Below are 19,226 nucleotides of genomic sequence, written 5' to 3'. Positions count from 1 at the left end.
TGTCGTTTGCTACACAAACTGTATCCATTCTTGCTTCTGCTGCTAGAACCCATTTGTCGTTTATTTTGCAGTATTCTGGATAAACTGAACGAGCGTGGTAATTTCTAGGGCTTAGGCCATCTACCTTTACTTCTTCTAGGGTTACATTTGGGGCATTTTTTAGAAAATCTTTTTCAAAATCTGGATGATGGTATTTTGGCATTTCAAATTTCATTATTGTATCTCTCCTTCATTGCTATCAGCTTTTTTACCTGCTTCTACATATTCCATTTCAGGAATTTCCATTTCTCTAGCAAAGGCCTTGTTGGCTGGACTTACTAGAGCTTTTTCACAGTTTACTACGAAATCTTGTACATTTGTTACCATTGGTACATAGGCAAGATTCTCCCTAGCTGCTCCTACCTTGTGGACTACGTTTTCTGTTACGTCTACACAATAGAGGTAAACTGGTGAAATTTTACCGTCTTTTCTGATCCTATAGCTAGATGCCATGTTGGCTACTGATAGGGAGTGGAGCATGGTTGCTATACAAATAATTACTGTTGCCTTGTCGAGTTCTTTCTTTGTTTCAGAAAGAGCCCTGTCTTCATCGCCAATTACTTCTGGAAGTGGGCCGTCATCTCTGATTGAACCTGAAAGTACAAATGGAACGTCCATATCTGATAGGGTCTTGATGATACCGTCTTTTACATTTCCACTTGCGATGAAATCTTTGATTGAACCTGTTGTTCTAACTTCGTTTAGGAGGTCAAGGTGGTTATAGTGGCCCATTGGTTGATTTTCTTGGGTGTAGATATTTTGACCAAGAGCTGTATTTAAAAATCCACCTTCGAGGTCATGGGTTGCCATGGCATTTCCGCCTAAAAGGCAGTTGATATAGCCATTTTCTGCTAGTTGGTTAAGGGCTTTTCTTGTATCGTAGTCAAATACTACTGATGGACCTAGTACCCATACTATATAACCATCTTCTGAATCTCTTTCGTGCCTTAAAAGTTCGAAGAGGTTGTCATAGTCTTCAGAAAATGATGTTTCTACAGCCTTGCCTGGTTTAGAATATACATCTTCTGGGAAGGCGTTGTTGTAAACAAATATACCGTCTTCAAGCTTTCCGTCTTCGCTTACTACGACTTGATCGCCCTTTTTGAGCTCTCTTATTTCAACTATTTCTATTTTGCCGTCTTTTAAAACTGCCACGCAGTTGATAGATGTATGTTCAGGTAATTGCCACTCGCCATCAACCTTATAAAATGTTGGCATGTGACGGGTAAGGTAGAAATCATCAGGTGCAACACCGTCTTTTTCTACTTCTTGTAGGCTAATATTTTGTGCTTTCTTGAACTTTTCTTCTGAAAAGTCTGGTGTAACAAATTCTGGTACTTTAAATTCCATTTTTCTACTCCTTATTTTTATTTTCTTTTAATTTGACAGTGAAATTCCTATCAAAATCTAAAGTTAATTCTGAGAATGCTTTTATTTCGCTTTCGAGGTTTTTCTCGCAAATCAAAAAGTAAACATCCTGTTCTATAAGCTTCTTTAGGCTCCTTGCATCAAAGCCCTCTTCTCTTATATATTCGCTAAACTTTTGGAAAAATCCATCAGCATAGGAAAGCTTTATTTGCCTTTCTCCTAGGGCTTTTTCTAAGTCTTTGAAATTTAGAGAAATAAGCTTATCCAACTTATCATCATCAAGACGGCCTAATTTGAAGACATAATCTACATACTTGCCAAAGTCGACGTCGAGCTTTTCTTTGGCGTATTCTTCATACTTATCATCCCCATCTACAGTCATAGTTAAAACCACGATAGAATTTTTAAGGTTGATATCACGTCCCTTATTATCCTTGATGGTTCCGTCTTGGATGATTTGTAAAACTAGGTTTTGCACTTCAAAATGTGCATTTTCAATATTTTCAAAAACCAACACGCTGTAAGGTCTAGTCCTTAAAGCCTGGGTCAAAACTCCTCCAAATTCGTAACCAACATAGCCTGGAGGTGCACCAATTAGCTTGGTGATTGATGACTTGTCGGTAAACTCGCTCATATCAAAGCTAAGTAGGGATTTTTCCCCCTCATAGAGATAATCTGCCAAAAGTTTGGCTATATAAGACTTACCCGAAGATGATGGCCCTGTAACAAGGAAACTTAGGACAGGTTTACTTCTCTCAAAAAGTCCACCCTCAGCTATGATGTAGGTATTGATAATCTTATCAATCATATCATCGCCACCAACGAATTCTTCCTTGAGTTTTTCCCTTACTTGTTTTATAGAATCAAGTTTGTCGTATTGGAGCTTGGACTTTGGCATCCCACTCATCTTTGAAATGATATCCTTAACTTCCGATACACCGACCTTGGTCCTTAGGGGATAAAATTCGCCCTGATTTTCTATTTTCTTTAACTTTTCGCTTACTTTTTCTTTTAGACTTACAAACTTATCTAGGTTTTCAAAATCTCTCTTATCCTTGGCTTCTTCAATTTCAAAGCCAATGATGTCGATTTCTCTTTCGAGTTTGACAATAGTTTCTTGTCTTTCTTTTTCTTTTTCATAGAGTTCAGTTTTTTCAGCAAGCTCTTCTTCAAGCTTTTTGATTTGTTCTTCTTTTTCCTTGGACCTGTGAGTCGATAGGCTATCTTTTTCGTTTTTTAGGGCAATGTTCTCCATTTCAAGCTGGACAATCTCCCTATGGAGCTTATCCAGTTCTTCTGGTTTTTGGTCTCTTGCCATCTTCACCTGGGCACAGGCCTCATCTATAACGTCAATTGCCACATCTGGGAGTTTTCTATCTGTCAAAAACCTCTTTGATAACTTGACTGCCTCTGTAAGGGCAGGGTCTGTAATTTTTATCATGTGGTGGTTTTCGTATTTTGATTTGATTCCCCTCATGATGGCTATGGTTGTTTCAATGCTCGGTTCTTCGATTAAGATTTTTTGAAAACGCCTGTCTAAGGCCTTGTCTACCTCGATATATTTTCTGTATTCCTCGATGGTAGTTGCTCCTATGGTTAAAATCTCCCCACGGGCAAGCATTGGCTTTAGCATATTGGCTGTATCCATAGTTCCCGATGCAGAACCAGAGCCAATTATGTTGTGGATTTCATCTATAAATAGAATTATCCTTCCCTTAGAGTCCTTGATAATTTCAAGAATTTTTTTAAGTCTTTCTTCAAAATCTCCCCTGTATTTGGCACCTGCCACTAGGGCTGTCATGTCTAGGGAAAAAATAATCTTATCTTTCAAATCATCAGGCACATCGCCTGCCACAATCCTCTGGACAATCCCTTCAACTATGGCAGTTTTACCAACACCCGCATCTCCGATTAAAACCGGATTGTTTTTTATCCTTCTAGAAAGAATCCTGATGGCGTTTCTGGTTTCCTCTTCCCTGCCAATCACTGGATCTAGCCTTCCTTCGATGGCTTCCTTGGTGAGAACTGTTCCGTATTTTTCAAGGTTAATTATAGTTTCTTGGTCAACGCCCTTTAGTAGGTATTCGTTAAATTTCTTGGCAACAAGTTCGTTAAATTTTTCATAAGTTAGACCATGTGTAGCCGCAAGTTTTGCCGTCGGCATATCAGCCTCCCTCAAAAGGGCCAACACCAAATGTTCGGTCTTAATTTTTTCTTCAAACTGGTTTCTAGAAATTTCTTCTGCTATTAAAAGGGCTCTTTGGTAGGACCTAGATGTGTAAAGTGAGCTAATCCCCTTAGCTGACCTTAATTTAGTCAAGGCATTTTCTGTACCATCTAAAATGTCTTGGTAGATTAGCTTTAATTCCTTAAAATAAGTCCTTATCAATTTTTCTTCCAAGGTTAAAATCGCATAGAAAATGTGAAGGTCAGATACCTCTACATTATTTTTTCTAATAGCAACCTTGTTAGCTTCCTTAATAATTTCCACAGAAGATTGGGAATACTTACTTATATCCATATTTACCTATCCTAACACCATATATATTAGGTGAGCAGCAACTCCTGCTCCTAAACCTCCTATAGTATGGCACAATATTGCGTTTCCTGTCATTTCTTTTGTCTCTAGGGCATCCATCATGGCTATGTGGGTTGATAAATAGCCTGACCAGCACATACAAATTGATGTAAATACTGCTATGTCGTTTGCTGTTACGATGCCTCTGCCAGACATATCTGCTACTATACCAATAGCAGCTCCAGCTGAGCCTAGGGCTGTGATTGGAACAGCTATGGCTTCTGGTGAGTTAAAACCAAAAAGTGGGTTGATGAGGAAGGCAAGTTTTTCACCTATCATTGGTAATATTGCAATTCCTTGGTTGGCTTCACCTGTATAACCGTTAGGTCCTGCACCATTTGTAAGCATAACTACTAGGGTACAAATGAGGCAAACACCTGGGATTATTGCAACACCCATGTCTACTCCGACCTTACCACCATCTAGGAAGGCTGTTATAAACCTAGCCCCTGGTGATCCTTCTCTGACTTTTCTATATCCATCTGGTACGTTTGCTGCTCCCTTGGTTTCAACCATCTCTTCTGTACCGTAATATTTTTTGGTCCTAGAAATCATAAGTCTAACTGATATGATAGAACCAACTACAGCACCAAGAAGTCCAATAAGGGCACCCTTCATAGCATTATCAACTGGTAGGGCCATCATAGATGTAACAGTGATAAGTCCCATACCAAAGGAAGTTCCTAGGTTGGTTAGGGCTGGCATCTGGTATTTTTTGAAATACTTTCTAAAGTTATCATCAGCTGCAAGAGTTAATATGGCTGGGTTATCAGACATAAAACAATTTAGCATACCAAGAGAAGATGCACCTGGTAGGTCGTATATAGGCTTCATTATCTTTGAAACAAGCCTGTTTACTAAGGCAATAACGCCAAATTCTGAAAATATAGCAGATATACCACCTGCTAAAACTGCAACGGCCATCAAATATAGGCAGACGTTCATCAAAAGATCGTATGATGTCATCATCATAGTCTTGATCATGTTTGTCCCGCCCATTATAGAACCCATATAGATAAAGAGGCCTAAGAAGGCTATCAGAAATATAAATACCTCTGGGCCAACATCTTTCTTTATGGTTTTGTCCATTTTTAATTCGTCTCTTATTTCATCTAATTCTTCCATTAAATAATCCTTAACAAGATAAATCTTGAATTTATATTTTTTTCAAATGCCTTAACTAAAAATATCCGAAAGAATCGGACATTTTTAGTTTTATGCACCTGTTAATTAAACCTTAGTTTAATTTATTTTTCTTTTGCTCCTGGGTAGAATTTAGAATCTCCGAAGAATTCATCAACAAGTTCTCTAATCTCACCACTTAAGATAATCATACCAACCATGTTGGTAAATACAACTAATCCTAGGGTTGCATCAAGAAATACTCCTGCGTTATCAAATGATACAAAACCACCAAGAAGGATCATAGCGCAAGCTATAAATCTAACTATCTTACCTACTGTTGTACCAAATAAGTATTCACCTTGTTTTTCAGCGTAGAATACTATTACTATGATTGTAGAAAGTACGAATAGGAAGAGTGAAACTGCGATTATTGCGGTACCGATTTGACCGAAAGCTGAGTTAAATGCTCTTTCAACTCCGATATCTTTCATATCTGGGTTTTGCCATAGACCTGTTGTTAATACAACAAGGGCAGAGATTGTACAAACTATGATTGTATCAGCGATAACTTCGAAGATACCCCACATACCTTGACGGCATGGATGGTCAGTAACTGCTGTAGCGTGTGCGTATGGAGCAGAACCCATACCAGCTTCGTTAGAGTAGCATCCTCTAGCTGCACCGGCTTTGATTAAAGCTGAGATACCTGCGCCTGCAACACCACCACCGATAGCTCTTGGATTAAAAGCACCAACAAAGATTTCTTTAAATGCTGCTGGAACTTGGTCGATGTGCATGATTATAACTATAAGACCTGCTATGATATAAATAGCTGCCATTAATGGAACCATTTTTTCAGTTACTTGAGCGATTCTCTTGATACCACCGTAAGCTACTAATACTACTAAGATAGTAATAACAACTGCGCCAACTAGACGGCTAAGACCTAATTGTTCAAGAGGACCTACTGCTGAGATTGTTTGTAGGGTAATTGATGGAAGGATTTCAATCATAAAGAAGAAAGAAACTAAAAATCCCATTATCTTACCAAGAGTACCACCTATACCTTTTTTAAATGTATAAGATGGACCACCTACGAATTCGCCATCAGCGTTTTTCTCACGGTATTTAATACCAAGTACGATTTCTGCAAATTTTGTACCTTGTCCTATAAGAGCTGCTATCCACATCCAGAATACTGCTCCTGGACCTGCTGTAAAGATGATAGATGGAGCTACAACTATGTTAGCTGCCCCGATTGATGAAGCAAGGGCTGCTGAAGCTGCTTGGAATGGTGAAACTGATCCTTCACCACCAACATCAGATTTAAATATCTTTCCAAACGTTTGCTTAAGTACGAAAGGAAGGTATTTTATTTGAACAAATCCCATTCTAAATGAGATTAAAAGACCACCACCTAATAATACTATAAGGATAGGCCATCCCCAGAACCAACCTGTAAGTTTTGATATCATATCTAATATATTTTGCATAATAAATCCTTTTTATATGGAACCCTGGCTGGAAGCTTTCAGCTTAGACTAGTGAAATTTTTTCAAGAATCTAAGCCTACTTCCTTCCGCCGGTTCCATCCTTGTGTTTATAGTCTAGTTTATAAAACTAGCAAAGGGTTGCATACATAACTGCTTTTATAGTATGCATTCTGTTTTCTGCTTCTTCAAATACTAATGATTGTGCACTTTCAAATACTTCGTCTGTTACTTCTATTGATTCCATACCATATTTTTCAAATATTTCTTTTCCAACTTTTGTTTCTTTGTCGTGGAATGATGGTAGGCAGTGTAGGAAGATAGCTTCTTTGTCTGCGTTTGCCATAACTTCTTTTGTTACTTGGTATGGTTTAAGAATCTTAATTCTCTTTTCCCATTCTTCTTCTGGTTCACCCATAGATACCCAAACGTCTGTGTAGATTACGTTAGCGTCTTTGCTTGCTGCGTCTACATCTTCTGTAAGAGTAACTGTTGAGAAGTTTTCAGCTGCGATTTTTTCGCATTCTTTAACTAGCCATTCTTCTGGGAATAACTCTTTTGGAGCACATGCTACAAAGTTTACACCAAGTTTAGCACAAACTACCATTAGAGAGTTTGCCATGTTATTTCTAGCATCGCCGAAATATACAAATTTAAGTCCTTTTAGACGACCAAAATGTTCTTCGATTGTTAGCATATCAGCTAGCATTTGTGTTGGGTGCAATTTATCTGTTAGGCCATTCCCTACTGGAACACCTGAGTATTTAGCTAGATCTTCTACGTGTTCTTGTTTGAATCCTCTAAATTCAATACCGTCATACATTCTACCAAGAACTCTAGCAGTATCAGCTACAGACTCTTTATGACCAATTTGAGAACCTGTTGGGTCAAGGTATGTTACGCCCATGCCAAGGTCATAGCCAGCTACTTCAAATGAACATCTTGTTCTTGTAGATGTTTTTTCGAATATGATAGCAATGTTTTTGCCTTCTAGATATCTGTGAGGAACACCTGCTCTTTTCATATCCTTGAAGTTTTTAGATAGGTCTAATAAGTATCTAATGTCCTCAGTTGAGAAATCAAGTAACTTTAAAAATGATTTTCCTCTGAAATTTTTTGCCATAATAATCTCTCCTTTGTTATTATTTGTTACCAATAAATTTTTATAGTAACGATTTCACACTTATATCATATCACATAATCAGAATCCGGTTCGGACAAATAAGGTTTTATTTTTTGTCAAAAATTTAAAATCGCCATTTTCTTGACTATTTTTGCAAGAAAATGACGATTTTTTCAATAAGCAAACGTTTTTTGTATGAATATTATAAAAATTTTAAAAAAAATCTTGATTTTACATTTATAAAAAATATCATATAGTAAGGAGGATTTCTTTATGGGAAAAAAATATGTTAGGCTACAGGATTCGTTTTCATCGTCAATGACAGATTCAAACCTTATCAGTTTTGATATCCAATCAGATGATGGAAAAACCCTACCTCTCATGCACAAGCATAGCAGGTTTTTATATATCCTAGAAGGAGAGGGAAAAATTAAAATCCAGGATAGGGTCTACAAGATGGCCCCTGGCACAATTATTTCTATCCTTCCTTGGCAAACTTCCGAAATTATAGAAGTTGAGAGGAAAATTTCTTATTATCTTTTAGTTTATAATTTTAACCTTATCAATATTTACATGAAAAGCCAATTAAACCTCAACAAGGAAGACGTTGACTTTATCAATTGTCTATATACAAACGAGTCTGCCCTCTATGACTTAGAAGCTAGCGATAAAATCGAAGCTATCTTTGAGGATATAAGGACCGAAGTAGGCGTCCATAGCCTAAACCAAATCATCCACACCAAGAAAAAATTCTCCACTATTTATCTTATGTGCAAGATCACAGAGCTTTTGATTATCTATATGAGATATGTAAACGATAAGGATACTTTTGGCGAATCGGTCGCAACCAAAGCCGAAAATATCTTTATGTATATGTTTTTAAATTCATCCAAGGATATAAGTCTTGAAGTCTTATCGAAAATTTTTCTAATGTCAGAATCTGCCATTAGCCAGTATATCAAGGATGTGACAGGTCTTGGTTTTCTCGATATCCTCCATGAAATCAGGATTTATAAGGCGAAGTTCCTCCTTATCCACACTTCTATGACCCTTAAGGAAATCGCAAAGGCAGTTCATTATTCAGACCCAGCCCAACTTTCCAAAGTCTTTCAGTCCAAGCAATCCATGGGTACCAAGGACTTTAGAAAACTAAACCAGCTTATAGAAGGGGATGTGGCTTTTACCTTCAAACCTGAAGATTTAAAGCTTATCGACTATATAAATCAAAATTATGCCAGGGATATTGATATAATGGACGTGGCCAAAAACTTTGACATAACCCCTCGAAATATAAACAAGATTTTTGTTTATTTTATGGAGCAAAACTTCTATTCCTACCTCCACCAGGTCAGGGTCCACGCAGCTTGCGAACTCTTGGTAAATACAGATGACCCAATTGCAGATATAGCCATAAATGTCGGCTACAATTCATCAAAAACCCTGCTCCGTAATTTTGTAAAGCACCTTGGTATGCCTCCTTCAGAATTTAGGGCAGGTCACCAAGCTGATTTTAAAAACAACTACTAGTCCCAAATCCCAAATTTGGGACTATTTCAATCCTATTTTCTAACTTATTTTCTCTTTTCTAATTAATTTATAAATCCTTTTTACTTGTAATTTACAACTTATATTTGATTTATCTCTTTTAGGTCGATTACCCTGTCAGCTATGGCGTCAACTAGGGCCTTGTTGTGGGAAATAAATAAAATCCCTATTTGGTGTTTTTTGGCAAAATGAAGTAAAAGGTGGCAAATCTGAGCCTGGCTAATGGAGTCTAACATAGTTGTAACCTCATCTGCTATAAGGTACTTGGTTTTGTTCGCCAAGACCCTTGCCAGGCAAATCCTTTGGAGTTCTCCACCCGATAATTCAGTTGGAAACTTATTCAAAAAAGAATCTTCTATCCCGAATTTTTCCTTTATATCCCTATCAACATTCCAACCCTCGTTTAAAATTTTATCCACCTTCCACCTGATATTTACGTTTTTTTCTGGTGCCTGATGGACCATTTGCACTGGCAAAAATCCCCTCAGATCATTTATATCTTGACCATCAACCCTTACGCTTCCCCTTTGGGCTTTGATGTAACCTGCCATTAATTTACCGAGTGTTGATTTACCATAACCCGATGGAGCCATAAGACCCAAAATTTCCCCAGGATTTAAGTCAAGACTAACTTTATTTAATATCTTATTTTTTCCATCATAGGAAAAAGACAAGTTTTCTACTTTTAGCATAGGTCTTCCACCTCTTTGTTTGTTAGCAAGGTTAGGCCATTTTCTGGAAGGGCCCTAATTAGCATACGGGAATAGGGATTTTTTAGGTTTTCGCCTTGGTTTTTGAAAGCCTCTACTGGAGATACTTCGATAATCCTACCGTCATAAAAAATTCCAATCCTGTCAGCACAAGCCAAGGCCATGTTTATATCGTGGCTGATAATCAAAGATGTCTTGCCAACTGCCTTTAAGTCTTTGAAATAAGTAATTATCTCATCTGTAGCCTCTTTATCCATGCCTGGGGTTGGCTCATCGGCAATTATAAGTTCTGCCCCAGAAAGAATTGCATCTGCAACTAAAACCCTCCTTGCCATGCCTCCAGAAAGTTCGAAGGGATACATTTTATCAACTTCCTTGCCAAGACCAAAATCCCTGTAGACTTCTTCTTGCTTTTCATAATCTGTTTTTTTGAGGGTCAACCTGGCTTGGTTGGCAGTTTTAAGAAGGGGGTTAAGGGAGTTAATTGTTTGGGGTATAAAGAAAATTTCCTTGCCCCTGACTTTTTCCAGGAGGTTTTCATCAAGAACTTCTCCCTTATAATAAACTCCCCCCTCATAAAAACCATTATAGGGTAAAAGGCCCAAAATGGCGTGGACAAGCAGGCTCTTGCCAGACCCACTTGCCCCAAAAATCGCCATTATTTCGCCTTGTTTCAAATCTAAATCTAAGTTTCTAACCACATCTAGCCTACGTCTTTGAAGCCCCTTTTGGTATTGAAAAAAAGAAATATTTAAATTTTTAATTTCTAATATATTCATAAAATCACCTGTGATAAGAATATGGGTCTAGCAAACGACCTAAATTCTCCCCTAGTAAATTTATAGCGTAAACCACCAAACATAAGAGTAGTCCCGGGAAAAACGCCAAGTACCAGTGGCCTTGGAGCAAGTATTTCATCGACTCAGATAGGATTATGCCTATGGACGGGGTTGACAAGGATAGACCAAACCCCAAAAAGCTTATGGCAGATTCGTGTAAAATGGCGTGGGGAAATAAAAGTATAAGTCCCACGATCATCTGGCCTGCTATATGGGGTAGGATGTGGTGGATAAAGATAAAAAGCTTGGATTTGCCGAGAGCTTTTGATATCTTTATATAATTTTCATTTTTTAATTCTAAAATTTCTCCCCTAAGCAGTCTTGTTAGGCTAGTCCAGTGAGTTAGGGCAATACCCAGAATAACTCCCTGGGCACCCCTGCCAGTTGAAACTGATATTAAAATCAAAAGCATCATGTGGGGGATGGATAAAAATATATCTATGATGAAATTAACCATCTTGTCGATATTTTTATTGCCCAGACTTAGGATTAGGGAAAAAATTGAGGCAATCAAAAGGGAAGATATACTTCCGATAATGCCTATATAAAGTGAATTTGCAAGGCCCTTAATTGTCCTAAGGGCCATATCCCTCCCACTGGCGTCTGTGCCAAAAATGTGGATAAGGCTTGGTGCCTTAAGCTTATTTGCAAAGTCAGCCGCCAGTGTTTTATCATTTATCAAGGAGCCTCTTATGAATACGAAGGAGAGAAAGGCAAGGGAGATAAATATTAAAAGGAGGGTCTTTTTTCTAAGACTAAGTCCCCTTTCCTCTACTTTTTGAGAGTGGGACCTGGTAATGTTTTTTGTATATAAATTATTTTCGAGTTTCATCCATCCTCCTTAATCTCGGATCAATGACCAAATACAAGAGGTCACAAATCCTATTTCCTAAGTAAACAAAGATTGAGGAAAACAAAACCAAACCCAACAAGAGTGGCGCATCGCCCCTAAGGCCTGCTTCCACAGTTAGGTTGCCTATGCCCGGATAGTTAAATACATTTTCAACTAAAACTGTCCCTGAGAAAAGTTCAGAAAATGATGTAAACAAGAGGCTTAGGCCCGGAAGAATTAAGTTTTTAAAGGCAAATTTATTTAAAATCTGACTTTTTTTCATCCCCCTAGCCTTGGCATAGAGGACGTAATCTGAATTTAAAATATCAATTACCTTGGATCTTGTATGTAGGATTAGGTTTGAAACTCCAACTAAAATCAAAGTAAGGGCTGGAAGGACTAAGTGTTTTAGGGTGTCAGCAAAAGTGATATCTGCCTTAAGGACACCAACAGGTGAACCCATGGATGATGGAAAAATTTTTAATTTCAAAGAAAAAACAATAATTAATAAAATCCCCACCCAAAAACTTGGTGTTGACGCAAAAATAATGGCATAAGCCCTTATAATTTTATCCTTGAGCCTGCCAGCATTTGCCCCTGCCACAATTCCAAGACCGATACCTAAGATACCTTGAAAAGTCCAAGCTAGGGCCATTAGTAAAATGGATCTAGAAAAACCTTCTCTGATTATGTCCAAAACTTTTCTGCCGTAAATATTTGATATCCCCAAATCTCCCCTAATTAAGTGTTTAAGCCAAGAAAAAAACCTAATCATAAGGGGCTGATCTAGCCCCCATTGTTTGATTAATTCTTGTTTTGATTCAGGGCTTAAGCCTATAGACTTCGCTCTCGCAAAACTTGCGACGGGATCTATAGGCGATAAGTCCAGGAGAAGAAAGGATATAAAACTAACAGCGAGGATTAAGAGAAGAAAAAGAAATAATTCTTTTAAAATCCTCTTAACCATCTATTCCCACTTCCAATTTGATATTGAATCTAAAATTGTAAAGCGAGAGCTGTGTGGTTCTATCTTAGTTTGTCCGATTTCTAGACCGTCTCTTACCATGTAAACATGGTTTTCATTTACAAGCCATACCCATGGACAATCTCCAAGGTGAGAAAAACCAGTTTGGCCATCCCATTGGGCTTTCTTGAAATAGTCGTAGAAATCATCTAGGTTGCCAGATGACAATCCTCTATCAAAATACTCATCTACCTTTGGATTTGAGTAGAAGTTTGTGTTATAAAAATCATAGGCCCTGTACTTGCTTGAATAAGAATAGTACATGTCTAGTGGGTCGTAACCACCCCAACCAAATAGGACTGCTTGGTCGTACATATGTGGCATTACATAGTCCCAGTCACCGAATTTTGTTTCTATTTCAATACCGATTTGACGGGCCTTTTCTGCGAAATAAACAGCTAAGTTTTCCCTGTCTTTGTAAGCGTAATAAAGGTCAAATTTAGCCTTCACACCGTCTTTTTCACGAATTCCGTCAGAGCCTTCTTTCCAACCAGCATCGTCAAGCATTTTTTTAGCGCCTTCGATGTCGCCATCGTGAATTTCTGCTGTTTCTTCGTTGTACCAAGGAAGATTATCTGCGATTGATGTTGCCTTGGTAGCTTCGCCATTTAGGACGTCTTTTATAATCTCATCCCTATCCATGGCTATATTTAAAGCTTTTCTGATGGCTATATCACATGTAACGTTATTTCCGATTGGAGATCCTGGAGCGATTGACTTATCGTCAGTAACCTTGCCCTCGTTTGGCACGTAAGGAAGGGAAATGCCCCTGTTATCTATTGTCTTTATGCTAATTGGGTGGAAGCCTTCGATTTTCATATCCTTAGCTGTGTAAGGAACTCTGATTAAATCGCAAACTCCCTCGCTTGCTGTAGCAAGAGCTTGGTCGTCATCCTTAAAGAATAAGAAAGTAATTTTCTTAAATGGACATTTTGGACCATAGTAATTTTCATTTGGTTTTACAATCATTTCTTGACCCTTTTTCCACTCTACAAGCTCAAAAGGTCCACTTGATAGTGGTTTTTCACCATAAGAATCATTGTAATATTTTTTAGAAACTATACCTAGGGATGCAAGGGTAGATGTAAAGGAAATATCTGGCTTTTCCAAATCCATTTCTACTGTCTTGTCATCTATTACCTTTGCTTCCTTAAATCTTTCTAGGTTTATACCTGCTGCAGCTTCTTTTTTGGCTGTGTTGTAAGTAAAAGCCACATCTTCTGCTGTAAGTGGTGATCCATCAGCAAATTTTAGGCCGTCTTTTAATTTAACTGTGTAAGTCTTGTTGTCTACAGAAAGTTTATAAGATTCTGCTAGGTCATTTTCTATATGAAGGTTCACGTCACGTTTTAATAAAGCTGAGTGGAAAATCATAGAACTTGAGTGTGAAGATTCAAATATTGGGTTAAATCCTTTTTCTGGTTCGTGGCCAATACCCAAAACCAATTCGTCTTTTGGTTTTTCTTTAGATTTTTCTTCGGTTTTGGCAGTCTCTTGACTTTCTGTCTTTACTTCTTCCTTGGCCTCTTCCTTTTTCTCGCCAGACCCACTACCACAAGCAGTTAGAGCGAAAACTAGGGCCATAAGACCAAATAATTTCTTTACTTGTTTGTTCATACATTCTCCTTAATTTTTTAATAAGCCACATTCCAACACCTATAAGCTCCAAGGTCTAATTTTCGATACAAAAAAAGGCATAGAAATATCCCTTGGGGAATTTCTATACCTTCATAGTATAATTTAAAATTAAAGCTAGTACCTACTAATCATGCTATTTCTATAGCCAAGTCGCCTACTGGTGACCTCTGATAAAAGCCTATATATTTTTTTCGAGCTCTTCTAGAGCTAGACTTATTAATTTTTTCATAGAATAATCGCTCACACCTACAATTACATTATCATCGTGGAGGAAGGGAATCAAGATTCTTTTTGCTCTTGAAATCGAAACAGCTTCAGCCATTTTACTAGTGATTTCCCCACACATAGAATTTGTAAGTAGGATCCCAATGGGGCCTATAATTATATCTGCCTTTTGGGAATTGACAATAAGGGCGTTTTCGCCTGTAGCAGCTCGACTTGCTCCCGCCTTTAGCATGGCAGATGTGGCGTGGGAATTTGTCCCTACACAAGTTATATCTAAATCTTTATGTTTTTCTCTTATGGACTGGACAAGTTGCTTGCCAAGACCCCCACCCTGGGCGTCGATTACTAATACATTCATACTGACCTCTATTCTATTGATACCATTATAACATAAAAACGTTATTTTTGAAAAATTTTTTTACAAATGAATTTTAAGCAATTTTTTTAACAAGTTTTGTCCCTTTTTTTGATTTTCCAATGAAAAAGGACCCCGTGGGCCCTCTTTCGATAGAAAAGAATAAGTTAGTCCTAGTTTTCATAAGGGAAAACTATAAGGAATTAATAATGAAAAACCTAGCTATTTGATAGCTGGTTATATTATAACATAATTTTCAACTTATGCAAACTCTTTCAGCGATTTTTATTTTCTTTGATTTTTTAAAGGTCTTTATAGTTTCCTGTCGTTTTCCTAGTTTTCCTCGTTAGAAACTTTCTCCACATCGTCCTTCTTGCCAATTATTACAATTAAGTCATTCTTTTCAATTTCTGTGTGTGGGCCTGGGTTTATGATAGTTTGGCCACTTCTTTCAAAGGCCACTACGTTCAAATTGTATTTGTTTCTAAAATCCAAATCCATTAGGTTTTTGCCTATCCAAGCCTTGTGGACTCTGACTTCTGCAAGGGAGAATTCCTTAGAAAATTCTATAAATTCAAGGAGGTTTGAGCCAGCGATGACCCTAGCAAGTCTTTCCCCACTGTCAAGTTCTGGGAAAATTATCTTGTCAGCTCCAATTTTTTCTAAAATCCTCTCGTGGGTAGCAGTTGTGGCCTTGGCAACAACTGTAGTTATGCCTGCATCCTTGCATAACAAGGTAGCTTCAATAGAGGCTTCTATGTTAGAACCTGTAGCAATTACAGCTATGTCAAAGTTTTTTATACCCAAATCCTTCATGGCTTCTTCATCTGTCATATCTGCCTGAGCTGCGTAAGTAACTTGGTCAGCCATTCTTTGAACCTTGGTATAATCCCTATCCACAGCCATGACTTCCACACCTTTTTCAAATAATTTTCTTGCAAGGGCTGAACCAAACCTGCCCAAACCTAAGACTAGTACATTTTTATTTTTCATTCTTTCTCCTTAACCTATACTTATTAAACTTTCTGGATATCTGATTAGGCTCTTTTTAGCCTTCATACCAAAGGCAAAGGCCATGGTCATTGGTCCCAACCTGCCTAAGTACATACAAAGTGTAATTAAAATCTTTCCTAAAAACGATAGATGAGGGGTCATCCCCTTGCTAGCTCCTACTGTTGCGAGGGCTGATACAGTTTCGTACAAAATATCTACCAGAGGTGCACTTTCTGTAATTGTAAGCATAAAACTAACCGAAAGTACAATTACTACTGAAACCAAGAAAATTGCTAGGGCCTTTCTGACAATTTCTGTGCCTATGTGTCTGCCAAAGACAACTGGCTCGCTCTCACCCCTTACAACTGCGTGGGTTGAGAGGAAAAGTACGCCCAAAGTTGTAGTCTTGATTCCACCGGCAGTTGAACCAGGGGATCCTCCTACAAACATCAGTCCCATCAGCATAAGGGCTGTAGAATCCTTAATTTGCGATAGGTCTACAGAATAAAAACCTGCAGTCCTTGCCACAACTGATTGGAAAAAGGACTCTAAAATCGATCCCTTTAGGCTCTCGTATTGGAGAACCCCGTCCCCACTTTCCAAAAATAAGAACATAAGAGTGCCCAAAACCAAAAGGATGGCAGTGATTGAAAGGACAAGTTTGGAGTGGGTGGACATATTCTTAAATGACCTCCTCCTAAAAAGTTCGCTTGTCACTACAAAACCCAAACCTCCCACAATTACCAGGATAGAAAGGGTAAGGTTTACTAAAACATCCTCCCTTAGGGGATAAATCGAATCACCCAAGATGTCAAAGCCTGCATTACAAAATGCTGAAATCGAGTGGAAAATTGAGTACCAAAGGCCCGTGCCAACCCCATACATGGGGATAAATTTAAAAGACAAAAGCATAGCGCCTAAGATTTCTGTAGCGAAAGTGAAAACCAAAACATATTTAAAAAGCACAATCATGCCCTCAAGGCTATCCACATTTAGCTGTTCTTTCAAAACTTGTCTAGACTTCATCCCAATTTTTCTCCCTAAAATAAGGGGAATAAAAGAAGCCAAACTCATTACCCCCAAACCTCCGATTTGGATTAGGATAATGATTAGAACATGGCCGTATGTATTCCAATGCTCGAGAGTGTTAACTGGTGTAAGACCAGTTACACAAGAAGCACTCGCTGCCACAAACATGGAATCGACTAGGGCAGTCGCCTCGCCACTTTTCGTAAAAAAAGGTAGGGACAACAAAATCCCACCTATGGATATAAGAATAGCAAAACCCAAACTCAAAACCATAGGAGGGTTTAAGCTAATCTTATTGAAAATTTTATTGATAAAACTTTTATTCATTATAACTCCTATATTATTGCCTGTAGAGAAATCTTACCCTCTTAAATCCTAAGGTCAAAGTCTAGCCTTAAAACAAAGCTTTTAGAAAGAGTTTTTAATAAAATTTTAAAGTATAATATTATTCAAAGGAGGATTTATGAAAAAATTACTAATTACAATGGCAATTATTTTGGGGGTTTTTATCCCAAATTTTTCCCATGCAGACGAATTTAAGGAAATATCTATAGAAGCAAACATCGATAAAAAGGGTATTGGTCACATAGATGAAACTTGGAAAATAGACGAAACCAATGAAGACTATACTGAAAGATACAAGACCATTAACAACCTCAAAGGCTTAAAAATCGAGGACTTTAACCTCACTGCCTTTGGCAAAAAATTTGGGACTATAGAACCTTGGGACACCGACCTTTCTTTTGAAGAAAAGGCCTACAAAAAGGGAATCATAAAGAGAAGCGAGGATGAGGTTGAGCTTTGTTGGGGAATTTCAAACTACGCTGACAACGCCTACAAGCTATCCTATAAGATAAATCCTCTAGCAATCGGATTAAAGGATGCTGACATGGTATTTTTCACCTTTGTCGGAGATAATTTTGACCCTGAGACTGAAAAAGTCAAGGTCAAAATCAAGGGCTACAAGCCTTTTACCGACATAAAATTTTGGGCCTTTGGCCTTAAGGGTGCCATCCACGAAGAAAATGGGGAAATTATCCTAGAATCAACTGGAGATATAAACTACACAACAGTCATGGTCAAATTCCCAAAGGGAACTTTCGCTACATCCTACAAAGAAGACAAGACCTTTGCAGACTATGCCAACCAAGCAGTCAAGGGATCTAAATGGGAAAAAAAAGAAGGCACAGCCTACAAAATCCCAATGCCAATCTGGGCCAAAGTCCTAATCAGTCTAGCCAGTGCTCTTGGTCTAGCCGGAATATTTTCCCTAATTAGAGCTGTCAAACTAAGCTTTGATCCAAAAGCCCTAGCAAATGCAGACGACCTCCCACATCCAAATGATTTTAAAAACAAATATTATCGCCAAGTACCTTATGAGGGCCACATAGAAAACCTAGCCTACCTTATAAAATATATACCAATCATAGGTGGCGACCTTGGTGCAGCCTATATGAACGCCTTCATCCTAAAATGGGCCATGGAAGGACATATTGACCTAGGAGATGGTGAACCAGGATTTTTAGAAGTCCAAGCCATAAAAATCATTTCTAGGCCAGAAAATATGGGTCCTATAGAAGGAAATTTATTTGAAATGCTTTACAAGGCAAGCCTTAGAAAACACGACGGAATGCTCACCGACTCGGACTTTTCGAAATATCTAAAAGCAAAGAAGGATGACCTAGACAATATCTACGACAAACTTGAATCCGAATCAATTAAGGCCCTAAAGGCAGAAGCCTACATCGAAGACTACGAATACGAAAAAACCTTCCTATCTTCCAAAAGAACTGGAAAGGAACTAAGGATTACAGACAAGGGCCTAAAACTTTACGAAAATATTTTAGGTTTTAAATCATATTTAAGAGACTATGACGAAGAGGGAACAAAATCTCCTGAAGAGATGAAAAAGTGGAAAGAATACCTCCTCTACTCCATACTTTTGAATGTGGACGACAATTTCCAAGAATTTGTAGACGAAAACTACAATGGCGAGCCTTACTTCATCTACCACCCATACTTTTTCACCAACGCAGGATCATACTCAAAATCCATCAACCAATCCTACGCAAGTTCCACAGGATTTTCTAATGCAGGATTTGGAGGCCAAACTTCCGTAGGAGGAGGTGGCGGTTCCTTCGGTGGTGGTGGAGGAGGCGGTAGGTAAATCTTATCCAAGATAAGTTATTGTTACCTATCAATCCGAGATTGAACTTATCTCTTATATTATTCAGTTATTGACATAACTGCTCCGTTCAAAGGGGAGGCCCAAGGGACCTTCCGCAGGGTCCCTCACCCGCCTCCCCTTAAACC

Annotated in this window: 15 protein-coding genes and 1 pseudogene; 2 read left to right on the top strand and 14 right to left on the bottom strand. The window is 38.1% G+C overall.

What is annotated here, in order from left to right:
* From RQ907_RS02945 to argF, 6 genes and pseudogenes are all read right to left on the bottom strand, one after another.
* Window positions 1–214: pseudogene (locus RQ907_RS02945) on the bottom strand (hypothetical protein); the annotation flags it as partial.
* The gene (locus RQ907_RS02940; RefSeq protein ID WP_311491915.1) at window positions 214–1,389 is read right to left on the bottom strand and encodes a hypothetical protein; all 1,176 of its coding nucleotides are present in this window, start codon (window positions 1,387–1,389) and stop codon (window positions 214–216) included. The pseudogene RQ907_RS02945 and the gene RQ907_RS02940, both read right to left, overlap by 1 nt.
* 4 nt (window positions 1,390–1,393) lie before the next feature.
* On the bottom strand, window positions 1,394–3,928 hold the full coding sequence (locus tag RQ907_RS02935; RefSeq protein WP_311491914.1) for an AAA family ATPase: 2,535 nt from the start codon (window positions 3,926–3,928) through the stop codon (window positions 1,394–1,396).
* A gap of 6 nt (window positions 3,929–3,934) precedes the next feature.
* Window positions 3,935–5,110 carry a hypothetical protein gene (locus RQ907_RS02930; protein WP_311491913.1) on the bottom strand — a complete coding sequence of 392 codons (1,176 nt, stop codon included), beginning with the start codon at window positions 5,108–5,110 and terminating at the stop codon, window positions 3,935–3,937.
* Between the two features lie 122 nt (window positions 5,111–5,232).
* The gene (locus tag RQ907_RS02925) at window positions 5,233–6,603 is read right to left on the bottom strand and encodes an amino acid carrier protein (protein ID WP_311491912.1); all 1,371 of its coding nucleotides are present in this window, start codon (window positions 6,601–6,603) and stop codon (window positions 5,233–5,235) included.
* Window positions 6,604–6,730: 127 nt separating this feature from the next.
* The gene (gene argF / locus RQ907_RS02920; protein ID WP_311491911.1) at window positions 6,731–7,723 is read right to left on the bottom strand and encodes an ornithine carbamoyltransferase; all 993 of its coding nucleotides are present in this window, start codon (window positions 7,721–7,723) and stop codon (window positions 6,731–6,733) included.
* Window positions 7,724–7,996: 273 nt separating this feature from the next.
* Here argF and RQ907_RS02915 point away from each other — a divergent pair, with 273 nt between their 5' ends.
* Entirely contained in the window at window positions 7,997–9,250 is a 1,254-nt protein-coding gene (locus RQ907_RS02915) for a helix-turn-helix domain-containing protein (RefSeq protein ID WP_311491910.1), read from the top strand.
* 98 nt (window positions 9,251–9,348) lie between these two features.
* On the opposite strand, the gene RQ907_RS02910 is transcribed toward RQ907_RS02915, so the two are convergent.
* From RQ907_RS02910 to RQ907_RS02875, 8 genes are all read right to left on the bottom strand, one after another.
* Window positions 9,349–9,960 carry an ATP-binding cassette domain-containing protein gene (locus RQ907_RS02910; RefSeq protein ID WP_311491909.1) on the bottom strand — a complete coding sequence of 204 codons (612 nt, stop codon included), beginning with the start codon at window positions 9,958–9,960 and terminating at the stop codon, window positions 9,349–9,351.
* The gene (locus RQ907_RS02905; protein ID WP_311491908.1) at window positions 9,954–10,757 is read right to left on the bottom strand and encodes an ABC transporter ATP-binding protein; all 804 of its coding nucleotides are present in this window, start codon (window positions 10,755–10,757) and stop codon (window positions 9,954–9,956) included. The genes RQ907_RS02910 and RQ907_RS02905 overlap by 7 nt, the downstream gene beginning before the upstream one ends.
* A 4-nt stretch (window positions 10,758–10,761) precedes the next feature.
* A complete protein-coding gene (locus RQ907_RS02900) occupies window positions 10,762–11,649 on the bottom strand; it encodes an ABC transporter permease (protein ID WP_311491907.1) in 888 nt (295 codons plus the stop codon).
* A complete protein-coding gene (locus RQ907_RS02895; protein ID WP_311491906.1) occupies window positions 11,633–12,616 on the bottom strand; it encodes an ABC transporter permease in 984 nt (327 codons plus the stop codon). The genes RQ907_RS02900 and RQ907_RS02895 overlap by 17 nt, the downstream gene beginning before the upstream one ends.
* Window positions 12,617–14,290 (bottom strand): ABC transporter substrate-binding protein, encoded by a 1,674-nt coding sequence (locus RQ907_RS02890; RefSeq protein ID WP_311491905.1) that lies wholly within the window; start codon window positions 14,288–14,290, stop codon window positions 12,617–12,619.
* A gap of 199 nt (window positions 14,291–14,489) precedes the next feature.
* Window positions 14,490–14,894, bottom strand: coding sequence for a DUF3842 family protein (locus tag RQ907_RS02885; RefSeq protein ID WP_311491904.1), 405 nt, complete (start codon window positions 14,892–14,894; stop codon window positions 14,490–14,492).
* Between the two features lie 330 nt (window positions 14,895–15,224).
* Window positions 15,225–15,884 (bottom strand): TrkA family potassium uptake protein, encoded by a 660-nt coding sequence (locus RQ907_RS02880; protein WP_311491903.1) that lies wholly within the window; start codon window positions 15,882–15,884, stop codon window positions 15,225–15,227.
* A 9-nt stretch (window positions 15,885–15,893) separates the two neighbouring features.
* A complete protein-coding gene (locus tag RQ907_RS02875) occupies window positions 15,894–17,240 on the bottom strand; it encodes a TrkH family potassium uptake protein (RefSeq protein WP_311491902.1) in 1,347 nt (448 codons plus the stop codon).
* Window positions 17,241–17,376: 136 nt separating this feature from the next.
* Here RQ907_RS02875 and RQ907_RS02870 point away from each other — a divergent pair, with 136 nt between their 5' ends.
* The gene (locus RQ907_RS02870; protein ID WP_311491901.1) at window positions 17,377–19,080 is read left to right on the top strand and encodes a DUF2207 family protein; all 1,704 of its coding nucleotides are present in this window, start codon (window positions 17,377–17,379) and stop codon (window positions 19,078–19,080) included.
* Window positions 19,081–19,226 lie beyond the last annotated feature (146 nt).

Origin of the sequence: uncultured Anaerococcus sp. (genome assembly GCF_963510575.1) — a bacterium.
In the GTDB taxonomy this organism is placed as follows: domain Bacteria; phylum Bacillota; class Clostridia; order Tissierellales; family Peptoniphilaceae; genus Anaerococcus.
Note: the sequence above shows the minus strand (reverse complement) of the source record. Positions and strands in the feature narration are given on the sequence as shown.

What these genes read in the sequence shown, in the direction of transcription:
- RQ907_RS02940 (WP_311491915.1), bottom strand. Translation starts at nt 1,389, where the DNA reads ATGGAATTTAAAGTACCAGAATTTGTTACACCAGACTTTTCAGAAGAA.
- RQ907_RS02935 (WP_311491914.1), bottom strand. Translation starts at nt 3,928, where the DNA reads ATGGATATAAGTAAGTATTCCCAATCTTCTGTGGAAATTATTAAGGAA.
- RQ907_RS02930 (WP_311491913.1), bottom strand. Translation starts at nt 5,110, where the DNA reads ATGGAAGAATTAGATGAAATAAGAGACGAATTAAAAATGGACAAAACC.
- RQ907_RS02925 (WP_311491912.1), bottom strand. Translation starts at nt 6,603, where the DNA reads ATGCAAAATATATTAGATATGATATCAAAACTTACAGGTTGGTTCTGG.
- argF (WP_311491911.1), bottom strand. Translation starts at nt 7,723, where the DNA reads ATGGCAAAAAATTTCAGAGGAAAATCATTTTTAAAGTTACTTGATTTC.
- RQ907_RS02915 (WP_311491910.1), top strand. Translation starts at nt 7,997, where the DNA reads ATGGGAAAAAAATATGTTAGGCTACAGGATTCGTTTTCATCGTCAATG.
- RQ907_RS02910 (WP_311491909.1), bottom strand. Translation starts at nt 9,960, where the DNA reads ATGCTAAAAGTAGAAAACTTGTCTTTTTCCTATGATGGAAAAAATAAG.
- RQ907_RS02905 (WP_311491908.1), bottom strand. Translation starts at nt 10,757, where the DNA reads ATGAATATATTAGAAATTAAAAATTTAAATATTTCTTTTTTTCAATAC.
- RQ907_RS02900 (WP_311491907.1), bottom strand. Translation starts at nt 11,649, where the DNA reads ATGAAACTCGAAAATAATTTATATACAAAAAACATTACCAGGTCCCAC.
- RQ907_RS02895 (WP_311491906.1), bottom strand. Translation starts at nt 12,616, where the DNA reads ATGGTTAAGAGGATTTTAAAAGAATTATTTCTTTTTCTTCTCTTAATC.
- RQ907_RS02890 (WP_311491905.1), bottom strand. Translation starts at nt 14,290, where the DNA reads ATGAACAAACAAGTAAAGAAATTATTTGGTCTTATGGCCCTAGTTTTC.
- RQ907_RS02885 (WP_311491904.1), bottom strand. Translation starts at nt 14,894, where the DNA reads ATGAATGTATTAGTAATCGACGCCCAGGGTGGGGGTCTTGGCAAGCAA.
- RQ907_RS02880 (WP_311491903.1), bottom strand. Translation starts at nt 15,884, where the DNA reads ATGAAAAATAAAAATGTACTAGTCTTAGGTTTGGGCAGGTTTGGTTCA.
- RQ907_RS02875 (WP_311491902.1), bottom strand. Translation starts at nt 17,240, where the DNA reads ATGAATAAAAGTTTTATCAATAAAATTTTCAATAAGATTAGCTTAAAC.
- RQ907_RS02870 (WP_311491901.1), top strand. Translation starts at nt 17,377, where the DNA reads ATGAAAAAATTACTAATTACAATGGCAATTATTTTGGGGGTTTTTATC.